Origin of the sequence: Stieleria sp., from assembly GCF_041595215.1 — a bacterium.
In the GTDB taxonomy this organism is placed as follows: domain Bacteria; phylum Planctomycetota; class Planctomycetia; order Pirellulales; family Pirellulaceae; genus Stieleria; species Stieleria magnilauensis.
Genome location: NZ_JBFHKV010000081.1, coordinates 1 through 14,482, shown reverse-complemented (window position 1 = coordinate 14,482; position 14,482 = coordinate 1). Strand labels below are relative to the sequence as shown.

At 59.9% G+C, this 14,482-nt stretch carries 4 protein-coding genes; 3 read left to right on the top strand and 1 reads right to left on the bottom strand.

Features of this window, described 5'->3' with window-relative positions:
* The 3 genes from ABX749_RS05255 to ABX749_RS05245 all read left to right on the top strand — a co-directional run.
* Positions 1-765 (top strand): sugar phosphate isomerase/epimerase family protein (locus ABX749_RS05255; RefSeq protein ID WP_372895072.1); only part of this gene is annotated, 765 nt, incomplete at its 5' end.
* A 220-nt stretch (positions 766-985) separates the two neighbouring features.
* Positions 986-1,576 (top strand): ECF-type sigma factor, encoded by a 591-nt coding sequence (locus ABX749_RS05250; RefSeq protein ID WP_372895071.1) that lies wholly within the window; start codon positions 986-988, stop codon positions 1,574-1,576.
* A 75-nt stretch (positions 1,577-1,651) separates the two neighbouring features.
* Positions 1,652-5,158: a protein kinase gene (locus ABX749_RS05245; RefSeq protein ID WP_372895070.1), complete on the top strand. Its 3,507-nt coding sequence runs from the start codon at positions 1,652-1,654 to the stop codon at positions 5,156-5,158.
* A gap of 286 nt (positions 5,159-5,444) precedes the next feature.
* Here the strand turns inward: ABX749_RS05245 and ABX749_RS05240 are convergent.
* Positions 5,445-14,482: FG-GAP-like repeat-containing protein (locus tag ABX749_RS05240; RefSeq protein ID WP_372895069.1), on the bottom strand; the 9,038-nt coding region annotated here is incomplete at its 5' end.

The window sequence follows — 14,482 nt, the reverse complement described above, 5'->3', positions numbered from 1 at the left end:
GACGGCATCGAATTTGCGCTGCTCAGCGGATGGCCCACCGAACCGACGGTGCTAGGTCGACGAGACCGTGCGGAGATTCGGGGGCAGCTCCGTGATCTGAATTTGGCGGTCCCGTCATTGCTGGACAGCCTGCCTTGCCTGCGTTCGGATCAACAGCACGCCGCGAACCTCGAGCGGTTGAAACGGGCGACCGAGTTGGCGCATGACCTCGCCCCGGAAACCCCGCCGGTCGTTCAGTCGATCGTCGCCGGCAAGACGGATCAGTGGGACGAAACGAAGAGTCGACTGGTGGATCAGTTATCCGACTGGGCAGAAGTCGGACGCGAAAGCCAAACCGTCATCTGTTTCAAACCCCATGCCGCACACGCAGTCCACACGCCCGAGCGGGCGCTGTGGGTCCACCGACAAATCAACAGCCCGTGGCTGAAGGTCGTGTACGACTACAGCCATTTTTCCCTGGAAGGACTCTCGCTGGCGACAACGCTGAAACAATTGCTACCGATCACGGCCTACGTCCAAGTCAAAGACAGTCGAGGCACGCCCGCAAAGCACGAGTACTTGCTGCCCGGCGATGGCGAGACCGACTACAGCCAGTTATTGACGGTACTGAAAGACGCCGGCTACTGCGGTTTCGTCAATGTCGAAGTCAGCTCACACGTCCATCGAAAGCCCGCTTATCAACCGATCCCGACAGCACGCCTATGCTACCAACGCCTCGCACCGCTCTTTGCCAGACTGGGCATCGAGCGGCGAAATCCGCGGTGACTTTGCCGCACACGTCACCTGCCTGAGGGGTGTTCGCGTTTCTTGCAAAGTCGCTGCCGAGCGTTCGGGTGCCGTCCCACGCTGACCCATCACGAAACTTCTCACATCGACACTGGACCACGGGGGGCCTGCTGTACATCCGTTGCTGTGATTGATTAGGATGGCCGCTGGCGCAAGCAGACCCAATCCACCGAAATCACCACGTCAGAACGTTCGCGTGATGAACGACGTTACAAGGCAATTCGAGCCCGATGAGCTGCCGGAGCAACTCTCTGCCTCCGAACTCCTGCCGCTCGTCTATGACGAATTGAAACGACTGGCCGCGGCTCGCATGGCGACCGAACGCGACGACCACACGCTGCAACCGACCGCCTTGGTCCACGAGGCCTACGTGCGTCTCTCCGCCTCCTGGGGAGAAAGCCAGTGGAACGGCAAAGGGCACTTTTTCGCCGCCGCTGCCGAAGCGATGCGGCGGATTCTGGTTGACCACGCCCGCAACGCCGGCCGTCTCAAACGGGGCGGGGGAGCCAAGAAGGTTCCCTTGGATGCCACCATCGACATGCACTGGCAACCTGAGTTCGGTGACATTTTGGATTTGAACGAGGCCCTCGACGGGTTGGCCAAGCAATCGCCGACGGCGGCGGAATTGGTCAAGCTGCGTTGTTTTGCGGGCCAAACCTTCGCCGAGGCCGCGTCGCTGATGGGCATCTCCTCACGGACCGCCAAACGCCACTGGGTCTTCGCCCGCGCTTGGCTGTACCGATCGATTTCAGGCAACACCGTCGCCGAACAGGCGAACGAGAAATCCTGACGTTTTCTTTGTCACCACCCCGCGCTCGAAGGAGCATTACTACAACCAGAGTTGCGTCACAAGGGAACAGAAAACATGTCCGGATCGGATCGGCTGCAGAACATCTTCCATGCCGCGATCGAAATTGAAACCCACGACGCTCGGCAAGCGTTTCTTGACAGCGTCTGCGGAAACGACGAAACCTTGCATCGAGACGTTCAGCAGTTGCTTGATGCGCACCAGCAAGCCGGCGAGTTCCTCCGACTGGACTTCGACGAGACCATCGGCGTCGTGTCCAGGGGCGTGGACCGACCGGGCACGGTGATCGGCCCGTACACGCTCGGGGAACCACTCGGCGAGGGTGGATTCGGAGTCGTGTATGTCGCCCAACAAACCCATCCGGTCTGCCGCCACGTGGCGTTGAAAGTCATCAAACCGGGGATGGATTCACGCGAGCTGATCGCGCGGTTCGAGACCGAACGCCAAGCATTGGCAGCGATGAACCATCCGCACATCGCCAAGGTCTTCGACGCCGGCATGACCGATCAGGGACGCCCGTTTTTTGTCATGGAATTGGTCAACGGAGTACCGATCACGACGTTTTGTGACGCTCAACGATTAGACATCGCCGCACGGCTGGATCTTTTCTGTGACGTTTGTCATGCCGTCCAACATGCCCATCAAAAAGGAATCATCCATCGCGATCTGAAACCGTCCAATATTCTGGTGACCCATGGAGACCACCGTCCGCTGGTGAAGGTGATCGATTTCGGCGTTGCCAAGGCGGTGCACCAATCACTGGATCAAGGATTGATTCGAACGCATGACGAGCAAGTGCTCGGCACGCCGCTGTACATGAGTCCCGAACAGGCTGCGACGTCACAGGACATCGACACGCGGAGCGATGTTTACTCGCTGGGCGTCCTGCTCTACGAGCTATTGACCGGGACGACACCGTTCGACCGTCGGCGGCTGAGGAACGCCCGAGTGGATGAACTGCGCAGTATCTTGCGTGACGAAGAACCGATGAAACCGAGTTCCCGAATTGTCAGACTCGGTGATCGCTCGGCCAGCATCGCGAACTTGCGTCGGCTTGCCCCCCAACGACTCGCCCGTACGGTCCGCGGCGATTTGGATTGGCTGGTGATGAAGGCACTGGAGAAAGATCGGGACCGACGCTACCCCACCGCCGCCGCGTTGGCCGAAGACATTCGGCGATACAAGCATCACGAAGCGGTCACGGCGGGTCCGCCCACTCGGTGGTATCGGCTGACCAAGCTGGTTCGACAACATCAAGCAGCGATCTCGGTCGCGCTGCTGCTGATGCTCTCACTGCTCGGCGGTGCATCGATCGCGACGTGGCAAGCCATTCGCGCGACCGCCGCGGAACAACTGGCCCAAAACCGACTCGATGCGATCGGACGCGAACAGAAGAAAACGCGTGCGGCGTTGGCCCAAGCCGAAGCGACCGAGGCCCGGCAACGCGTCCTTCGCGAATTGGCCGAACAGCGAGACCGATTGTCTCGACAACTCGTTTATGCCTCGGATATTCGCCTGGCCGGGCAAGCCTTGCGCGACGGCGACCTCCGCAGTTTCGTCGATCTGCTTGATCGTCAACGCCCCCGACCGGATGGCCCCGATCTGCGTGGTTTTGAATGGTGGTTCCTACGCGATCTCGGCACCGTCCATCACACCCAACTCAGTGGTCCCGGAAGCGGCACCTGCGTGACGCGTTTCACCCACGACGGACGTTTTCTGGTCACCGGACACTACAATGGGCAGATCCGTTTGTTCGACGCCCCAACGCTGCGTCAGGTCAAGAAACTCAAGGGCCATGACTCCTTCACCAACGGCATCGATCTTTCCCCCGATGGCCGGACCTTGGCATCGGCCGGTGACGATCACTTGATCCGCTTGTGGGAGATTGAGTCCGCACGGGAGATCGCCAAAGCCAAAGCGGATTCGGGGCATGTGCATCGAGTCTATTTCGCGTTGGACGGCAACTTGCTGCTGTCGTCCGGTGAAGCTGCGGAGGTCAAACTGTGGGACCGGACCGAGCTGCAACCGATCGATCGATTCACCGGTTTCGAAACAGCGATTCACCACGGCATCAAACAGCGTCTGGTTTGCTCGCCTGATCGGCGACGTTGTGTCGCCGCCGACCAATATCAAACCGCCCGTGTCTATGACCTGGAAACACGGAAGGTGGTCTGTGAGTTGGACGTCGGTCCGCCAGGTTTCATCCGCTGTTTGCAGTTTTCGCCTGACGGAAGACTGATCGCCGGAGGGCGTGTCAATCAAGAAATCACATTGTGGGATGCGACGAAGGGCGAAGTCCGCGAACGTTTGTTCGGACACAAGGACGACGTCCAAGACATCGCCTTTCATCCCGACGGAAACCTCCTCGCGTCCTCCGATAAATCAGGAATCGTGCGAACGTGGACGCTCAAGAATGACCCACAAGCCCATGATGACGACGACATCGTGATCCGTCATTGGCCCAAAGTTTTTGTTGCCCATGACGATCGCGTCTGGTCCCTGGACTTTTCACCCGACGGCAAAACCCTGGTGACCGGATGCCGCGACGGCACCGTTCGCAGCTGGACCGCCCAACCGCTCCGCCGCCATTTAACCGGAACCAATTACCTGGAACCGCAAGCCGTCTGGATCGACGACACGCAGCTGGTCGTCGTCGACGATGACCGTTTGGTGTTCTGGGACTTGGCCACGGGCATCAAGCAAACCAGCGACGTGCTTGACGATCGCATTCAATCGATTGCGATTGCGACCGATGGTCATTATCTCGCGACGGGACACGAAACAGGGACCGTGCGAATTTGGGACCTCGCAACCAAGCGGCCCCAAAAAACGTTTCGAGAGCACGAGGGAACCGTTCACGCGCTGACCTTCGCCGCGCAGGATGCCACGCTGTATTCTTGCGGCGACGACGGCCGGGTGCTTCGCTGGAGGGCGGATGATTCAACGCCCAACGTGCTGCATCGATTCAACGACAGCTGCAAATCGATTGCCATTTCGCCGACGGAATCGTCACTCGTCGTCGCAGTCCAAAACGACCTCTACCGGTTTGACCTGACAAACCGCGATACGGCCCCCATGCAAATCAGTGGCCATCTGAACTCGGTCGACTGCCTGGCCTTCAGTCCCGATGGCGGCGTCTTGGCCAGCGGCAGCGACGATCGAACCATACGGATTTGGAACACCGACGATTACACCACGCGGCATGTGATTTACGCGCACCAAAGCAAAATCGAATCGATCGCGTTTTCACCCGATGGAAAAACGATTGTCAGCGGCGACAAAGAAACCCAGGTGGCGTTCAGCCATGTCGAAACCGGTCGCCTGCTCTGCCGCGTTGACCTACTCGATCGCTGGCAGGACGTTGACATCAATCTGGAATCACCCTGGATCAGTGACTTAAAATTTTCACCCGACGGCAGCCGGATCGTCGCTGCACTGTTCCGCATCGGCTACGTGGTGCTCCACGGCCCGCCCGCCGAGCGGCGTGCCACATCAAAGCTTGGGGTCGCGCCCGCGCACCCCAAGTTCCTGTCGCCAACAGGCCGCCAACCCCAACGGGGTTGAACACAGCAACACGGTTCGCCTGGTTCACGTCGCCGTTTGCGCACCCCGGATTGTGCCGCGCCGTTTGTTGAACCCCGCTGGGGTTCCCCTGTCCTCTGCGCCCCCACCCGGAGTGCGCTTCGCAACTCCGGGCTTTGTTGTGGCACCGCTCTGCGGTGTGTACCGCGGAGCGGTGCCTGCCCAAAAGTCGCTCAGTAATACAATTGACGTCCCGAGCAGCGACAGTGGGCGCCTGAAGGCAAGACACCAACACTCGTGGCCGTGCTACAGGTGATCGACACCCGTTCTAGAAAGGCAACCGTTTCAAGAAGTTCAGCCCAAAGCGGCCGTAGTCTTGTCCGTCGACGTCGCCGTCCAAATCGGAGTCGAATTGCGGGTTGTAGGCCGGGTCTCCGAGGCCCCTGAGAAAGCTCCGGCCGAACCGGCCGTAGTCTTGCCCGTCGACGTCACGGTCTCCATCGGAATCACCATACAGCCGGAAGAATCGATCGGTCGCCGATTCACCGAAGGCAAAATCGTCGTCCATGACAATCCCCACATCGGAACGAACCTGGCTGCCGTTGATTGCCATCTGATAGTTCCCGTTGTCAACCAACTGCGACAGGAATCCGAACGTTACGATGGTTCGCCCCGACGAATGATCAACGGAAAAGCTGGTTTGCGGATCGGCCTTGAGCGGGTCTCGGTTGTGAATCTGAAACGCCGAGGCCAAGTTCGGTTCGGCCAGGATTCCGTCGAACGTGACACGCAGCGATGTCAGGTGCGAACGCGACATCTGGCCTTCATTGACGTCGACGTTGATCACTTCGGGTACGTTCAAGACCTGGATGTCAAACGACTTTTCTAAGCTTTGATCGGTCAAATCGGTGACTCTGATTCGCAACGACAGCACGTCGTCCAACGTATAGTCGATCAATGCGTGCTGACGCAGGTAGAGTTCGGCGCCGACGACGCGGAACATCGCGTTGTGACGATCTCCCTCACCAGGGACCAATTCATAGACGTGCGTGTCATTGGGTGACAGATCCAATGTCTGCAGCGTTCCCAATAAGACATCCATTTGCGAGGTGTCGACCGATTCCACCACCGAATCGACGGAGAGGAGAATGTCGGTGGGGGCGGCGATCGCATCGAGAAACATGAGACTGACCGAGCCTTCATTGCCGGCGCCGGCGCGACGGTTTCCAAACGCCAAGTCCATTTGCCCATCACCGTTGATGTCCCCGATCGCCGCAAGCGACTCGAGCGTGGCGAATTCTGGGTGGCCGGCTTCGTCTCCGATCGCCGTGTAACCCTTGACGGTTCCATCGGAATTGAGAAAGACGACGAACGCGGCCCCCACGTTTGCAGCCCCGCTGAATGAGTGACGCGCGGCGCCGACCAGTAAGTCGTTGACGCCGTCGCCGTCTCGGTCTCCGATCGCCGCGATCGACGAGCCGAAGTTGCTGGAGTCTTTCAGGACAGGTGATTGGAGATCCAACTCACTGATCTTGTGGTGGGTTTTCACCGTTCCGTCCATGTTCATCCGCAACACGTAGACGGCGCCGCCGGAAGCATGCGAGGTGGAGTCGCCCTCGGCGCCGACTGCCAGATCGATGATGCCGTCGCCGTCAATGTCTCCGATCGCCGTGACCGACGAGCCGAATCGGTCGGCCGGCGTGTAGGCAGGCCCGTTGCCGATCGTGTTGGTGATCAATTGAGAGCGAAGACCAGACCCATTCACGGTGCCCCAAACGATGTGGACGCCTCCGATGCGCGAACCGGTGACACTGAGATCGCCATCCGAGACGGCGAAATCAGGCAGCCCATCGCCGTTGAGGTCCCCGATCGCGGCAAGCTTCTCGACGGAGATCGATTCGAAATTGAGATACAGTCGCGGATCGTCGTGATCCTTCACCGAACCGTCCGCATTGAGCAACACGATGCTCAAGGAACTCGTCCCGCTGCCCCCGTGCGAGAGGGAGAGAACGGCCAGGTCTGGCACCCCGTCATGATCGATGTCTCCTGCCGGTGCGACACCGATGCCGAAGCGATTGTTGCGATAGAACGCGGTCCCCGCCCCGTCGGGCAAGATCTTTTGCAGCGTTTTGACACTGCCATCGGCGTTCAATAGCAGCACATAAACCGCGCCGGCGTCGGATTGGAAACCGTCGTCTTGCATCGCACCGACCGCGATGTCATGGATGCCGTCGCCATCCACATCGCCGATCGCCGTGACCGATGAACCGAACGCGTCATTGGGGCTCAGATCAGGACCGCCGCCGACCAGATCGGCAATTTCGACGGTGTTCGCTCCCGAACCCAGGCCGGGCTGCAGGACGGAAACAAGGTGGTCTTCCGTCTCGCCCGCCGTTCCCGTGCCGACGGGCCCGACAGAACTGACGTCGTGACCGTAACGCAATCTCAACACCGTAGAACTTTGCAGTGAACTCGGCACGGCGGGAAAGGTCAGCGTGATCGGTGTCCGCAACGTACCGATGCCGACGACGGCTTGCGCCGACTCGGACGGTTCGAACTGGCCGTTTTGGTTGTAGTCAATCCAGCCCACCAACTCGGCGGATTGGGCGGTCAGATTCGTCGCGACCACCGAAATGGTAGGGGCGACGCCGGTCGTCAGTATCAAATCCCAAGGGCTCATCACGCCGTCTTCGTCGTCGCGAGCCGCATCGCGATCGTCCGCCGTCGCAACGGCATTCTGGTTCGTCCCGTCATCCCCGTCGGCAAAGTAGCCGAGGTACAGTCCGGGTGTGAGGATGTTGGAGGGGCCACCGTCGGCGGCGACGGATTGATAATCGCCGGGGCCAACGCCACTGGCCGTATCCGGTGCGTCACCGAAATCGACACCGGTGTCGGCCGTTTCGAACGTCCAACGCTCGTCGGTGATGCCCTGGAACGCGTCACCATCGCCGTCTCGAAACACGCGCGGCTCGACCAGGACGTAGACGGCGGCGTTGATCGGCAAGTCCTGTGGAGGATCGATCGTGACGACGTTGCCGTTGATCGTCACCGACGGTGAACTGACATCGATCGTCGCAAGGACCGAGTCGTCGCTCGCCAAGAAAATGCGGATATCTCCGGCACCCTTGGAAACGTCACCGTCAAACGTCAACGCCAAGTTCGCACTCGGATCGACCATGGCCGTCCCTGCCACCGGTGTCTGAGCAAGTAATTGGGGCGCGATGCCGTTGATGTTTTCAAACCAATGCATTCCGTTGGGATAGCGATCCGATGCGATGTCCAAATCGGCGTCGCCATCAAAGTCGGCAAGAATCAAGTCGCTGCCGCCAAGCGGTTTTTCGGCCAGCAAGTGTCGGACGAACTGTTGATTGCCTTGGTTTTCCAGCCACAAATGCGTGTGGGGAGCGGTGGGGCTGCCGCCTTGCGAAGCGAAGGCCAGGTCCGTGTCGCCGTCGCCATCGAGATCGCCGCTACGGATCGCCCGCGGGGCAAACACGTTGCCGATGACCACTTGGCTGAACGCCTGGTTGTCATCGTTGAGGAACAGTCTCAGCACCGAACCTTCACTGGCAACGATGTCGATGTCATGATCTCTGTCCAGATCGACCGCATGTACCTGGGAGTAAAAACCGGCGTCAAGCACGACCTGATTGAACCCGGTGGCGGTGTTTTCGAACCAGCTGAGTCCGTCATCGCCGGCAACGATATCCAAGTCGCCGTCTCGGTCAACGTCGATCACTTCCATGTTTGCAGCCGAGACGTTTGTCAGCAGCGTCTGCGCGACGAAGACGCCTCCCTGATTCTCGAAGTGTAAAACGGTCGCGTCGGATCGGTACGTCATCAGATACACGTCCAAATCGCCGTCTTGGTCGGAATCTGCCAGCACCAGTTGTTCCACTTGAGTGATTCCAGAGGCAATCGTCATCTCTTGGAAATTCTGGGCGCCGTCGTTCCGGAACCACGCGACTTCCTTGTTCGAGAAGGGTGACGCCGCGACGATATCGACGTGTCCGTCTCCGTCGATGTCACCTACGGCGACTCGGGTCGCGGAGAGGCCGCTGCTGATTTGTCGGGATGTGAACTGGCCGGTTCCGTCATTCTCTAGCCAGACCAAATTTGAAAACGGTCCGTCGGGAAAGACGACGTCCGTGTCACCGTCGCCGTCCAGGTCGACTGCGGCAAGACGCGAACCCCGGACGTTCGCATCTTCGAAGATGATCTCGCGTGTGAAGTCGGTCGACGAGGCGGCCGGCGGAAGGATGGCAACGCGATAGTCTTCGACTTCTCCGTCACTCGCCTCGCCGCCGGGAGCCAACTGGCCGGTCGAACTGATGCGGACCCGCGCGTAAGTGTCGCTGCCCGCCGCCGAGGGTGGCACACTGAACTCGATCGTGTGGATTCCCTGAGTGACCGGAACCGAATCGGCGATCCTTTCAAACGCTCCAGCCCAGACCCCGTCATGGTCGAAGTCGATCCAGGCGTCGATGAAAGCTTGTCCGCTGATGTTTTGCGCGTCGACCACGATGGACGCTGTATTCGATCCGACTTGCAGGTTCTCCAGCGTGACACCGTCTTCATCGTCTTCGCCGGCCAAGTCATCCGCATCGGCCTGCGCCGACGGCACCCCATCGGCCTCTCCGTCCCGTTTCGCGCCGAGTCGAGGCCCGGTCGCGACGTGCTTCGCGCCGCCTTGGGAATCCAGGACTCGGTACGGAGCGGGGGCATCACCGAAGTCCATCCCCGTGTCTGCTTCGGTGACCCCTGAAAGAGCAATCAGATACTCGCCGGACGTGAAGTTCCGCGCGAACACACGCACGGTGTGCGAGGCATCACTCGTTGCGGTGAATTGAAATTGATCTTCGACGTTGGCGTCCAGGAGAATCGTGCCCAGCGATGATCCACCCGGCCCGAGCACTTCAAATCCGACGTCCAACGGGTTGTCGATCAAACCCGTTTCGGTCCAAGGCACCTGCAGATGGATTGTCACCTCGTCGCCGACTTGCGGGAGGAAGCGGAAATAATCTTCGTCGCCATAATCGACGCCCGAGTAGTCAACGAGTTGCAACGCATCGACATCATGCAAGGCGACGACCGTCTTGCGAAGTGAATCACTGTGTCGGATCAACCTGGATTGTCCGCCGAGCGTCGTCTGGTCGATGAGCGATGAATTCGGCCCATCGGCAAAGACTCGAATCAGAACGTCTTGGGGCAATCCGTTGGGGACATCGGTAGAGCCCCAAGGCGAGATCACCACTTGGATCGAATCGTCGACCCGAACAAGTCGACTGGGAGACCCTTGGACGCCCAGATCAATCGTCTTGACCAGATCCATCGATGACGCGTCGACCACGTACAAGACCGCCATTGCGCTGGTGTCGCGTCCGGCGACGTACAGGTAGTCGCCCGACGAATCGAGAGTCATGGCGACGTTCCGTTCTAAGCCGTTCGCCGTTCCGCGAATCGACGTGTTGGCGCCATCGATCAACACCGATGTCACCGAACCGCCGTTCTCGCTCTGCACGTAGACGACTTTTCCGTCCGGCGAGAAGAGGGCTTCGGTCGGGAATGAACCGGCGCGGACCCTGGCGATCTCGGTCTCACCGGCCGTATCGACAAGCACCAGTTCGCCGTCTCGTGAAACCGGAACCGCCAAGATGCTGCCATCGGGAGACAGCGTCAAACGCGTGAAGGAGGACGTCGTGCCGTTCGCGGTGTTGCCCACCGGCAAGACGCTTGTGGCCTGTGTCGCGGCACCGTTGACGTCAAAAAAGTGGATCGCGTCGGAGTCGTTCGAACCGGTCGAGACGGCATAGGCCTTCGCGCCATCGCTCGAAATCGCAACGTCGCGCGGTCGCGTACTGACCGGCAAAGTTGCCTCGACGGCACCGGTGACCAAGTTGACAAACGCAACGGGATTGTTGGATTCGTAGGATGATGCCGCCACGGCATAGGTCGCGTCGGGCGTGATCGCCAGGCTGTTCGGTTCAAAGCCGAGGTCGATGTAGCGGGTGACCGTGTTGGTCACCAAATCAATGACGGATAGATTGTTCGAATCCAAGTTGGCGGTGACGGCGATGGTCTGATCCGCCGAAAGCTGCATTCCCATCACCGTGTCGCCTTCGTCCGCCGCCCCGGCCGTGCGATCGGCCAGCACGGAGGGTGTCGATCCGCTGAGGTCGATGACCGTGTAATCTTCATCCGCAAAGGTCGACGCTTGGATCCCTTTCAATTCGGTCGGACTGGTCACGGCCAGTTCGTGCCACAAGAACGCCGGCAGATTGCCCACTTTCGTCTGCGTGGCGACATCGATCACTTGACGCGAGAGAATGAATTGGCCGTCGTGGGTCAAGGCAAAGGCTTTGGTCGATCCTTGGTCAATCGAACTGCTGACCGACCCATCGGCCAAATCAATGAAAACGAGCGCATTGAATCCGCCCGCCACCAGGTATTGATCGTCAGGCGTCAGCAACGTGTCATCGTCCCACAGGTCGGGACCGGCGATGTCGCGCAGCTTGACGTTTGTCGACAAATCAATTTCGGTGATGGTGCTGTCGGTCACGCCGTTTCGACTGGTCGCAAAGACCCTTGATCGATCGGAGTTGATCGCCAGAGTTGGCCTGCCGTTGGGGACCGCGATGGACGCCAGTCGGTTCCCCGTCGAGAGCTGGTAGATGTCGACGGATCCGTCACCGTCGATCAAGACCGGAATCGCGATCTTGAGATCGTCACCCGAGATCACGAAGTCGCTGTAGCGGCGCAACAAGCGTTCCGATTCAAAGCCTGTTTGCCAGGAGATCTGTCCGTGGCCGGGAACGGAAAACGCGCGGGTTTCCTGCATCGCGGCGAGCGAGATGACGGCGAACTTGTCGTCGCCGCTGGCCACGATCGCTTGACCGCTGTCGGATGTGACGTGCACGCGATACGGCCACGAGGCCGAGAGGGGAATGTCGGCGAGCTTCGTGAAGTTGGCCAGGTCGATGACGGAGACGGTTCCGCTGTCGGTGTTGGCGGTCAAAGCATAGGCACCGTCGGGCGTCACTTCGACATCAACCGCGCGGCCGGTCGCAATGTCCGCGACAACGTTACCGGTCGACGATTCATAGACCAGCACGTTGTGGCTGTAGGGGTGTGCGATCAAGTAGTGCAGGCCATCAGGCGTGTAGATGACGTCGCGGATTTGATCTCCCTCGGGAGCAGAATCAAGCGAGATCAGTTCCGTGACTGGCTCGCTTTCGATCGATTGCGATTGGATGCCGATTCCCGGGCCTGACGAGCCCGTTCCACCGACGTGTCCGATGATCCGATCGGTGCTGCCAAAGGCTTGCGCGTTCACCACCGAACCGTTGCGGTCAGCGCCCGATTGGTCCTGTTCAAAACTCGCGTCGACGATTGCCGACAACACATAGTCGGCTGGACCGACACCGTTAATCTGAACAAACCAATCTTGGCCGACGGTGTACTGCTCCGCGTCGATTTGCAACGCGTCCCCGTCGCGGACGCCGGTCGCGATCGTGGATCCGTCACTCCGGTGCAATGAGAGCGAGACTTCAGATTCTTCGGGCAATTGCAGCAGAAACGAAACCTGCGAGCCGCCGGGAGGGCTCAACCGGTACCAGTCCGACGTCAAGCTGTCATCGAGACTTCCACTGACGGTCACTTGATCGTGCGATGGGCCGGCAACCCAAGCAGACTCGATTGACTCCGCGTTGGCCAGCGAGTCATTGCCGCCCGCGCCGGACGCCGCCGAGTCGCCGGTTTCGATGGCCGATCCCACGCGGACCTCCAATTCGTATTGACCGGCCGTCGACGCCGCGTTCTCCACGGAGAGATGGTAGGTGCCCGCGTTGGCGGCCCGAAAGCTTGACAGCAGCGTGGGTTCGCCGGGTGCGGCCGAGGCGAGCACGACTTGCGATCCGCTCGGGTCGATGACTCTCAAGTCGGCGTGGCTGGCATTCGGCGGGGTGCCCGTTCGAGGTGTCACCCGGATGCCGGCAATCTGCCCGGCTTCCATCTCGAACGAGTATTCGTCGCTGTCACCCGCGTCATGAAAGAGCCCGGGAACCGTTGCGGCCTGGATACCAACTCCGGGTGCTCCGACTGTCTTAAAGCGGTCTGCGAGATCGATCGAACTGAGATCCAGCACGTAGGTCCGCGAGAATCCTTCGATGGGAAAACCGTCGCTGTCGGTGATCGCGCCGGGTGCAATCGAAACGGACAGGTTGGATTCGTTGTGAAGTTCGGCGAAGGTAAAGCGGACCGTGTCGTTGTCCAGGATCGTGTAGCCGTCCACACGGCCGTCGCTGAGCACGATGTCTTGATGTGTTAGCGAACCGGGCGAGAAAGGCTCGGTGAAGTCGATCGTCAGCGCCGGAGCGGACACCGACAGCAGCCCGCCGGCATCGGGAGTCGTGCTTGCAACACGCAGCGGCGTCGGATCGAAATAAAACGTATTGTCCAATCCGGCCACTCCAGCGCCGCTCGATGCCTGGGCCACGGTGCCGGCGGTGATCGAAAGCGTCTGTGCGCCTTCGGTGGTCACCGGTGTCGAGCTGAAATGAAATTCAACGGTATCGTTATCGACAAACGAAAAGCTGTCCGCCGGGATCGAATTGACTCTCAAGTCACTCGCGTTCACGCTGGCCAGATTCACCGCGTCGGAAAAATCGATCGTGAATTGAGTGGGAGCGACGTCGAGCAATTGAGACTCGGTGGGAAACGCGGCGGTGGCGAAGAACCCCATCCGCTCGACAGCGCCCAAGGCATTGACCAATCCTCCCGTGACGGTTTGGCCGGCGAGTGATGGCAAGGCGACCGAACCGCCAAGGACGGCGTCACGAACCTTGGTGTAACTCGCATTCTTGTCCGTCGACCACGCCAATGCGGCAACACCGGCAACGTGTGGACTGGCCATCGACGTTCCACTCTTGCGGCCGTACTGGCCGCCCGGCACGGTACTGTAGATGTTCGAGCCGGGGGCACCCACATCCACCGTGGTCGGTCCCGTGTTTGAAAATGAAGAAAGCGATCCCGAAGAGGTGATCGATGCGACCGCGATGATGTTGTCATGGTCGTAGCTGGACGGATAGTGCGGCGTTGTATCGTTGTCCTCGGAATCATTCCCTGCCGCCGCGACGAACAACATCCCTTGACTGCGGTTGGCTTCGATCGCATCGTACAGCGATTGCGAGTAGCTGCCGCCGCCCCAGGAATTGTTGGTCAATTGGATGTCGACTCCGTAGTCGCGTTTCATCATGTTGGCGTATTGAATCGCTTCGACGGCCCCCGACGTCCGCCCCGTTCCGCCGCGACCGATAAACTTGAGCGCCATGATTTTGGCGTTCCAGTTGACCCCGACGACGCCTTCGG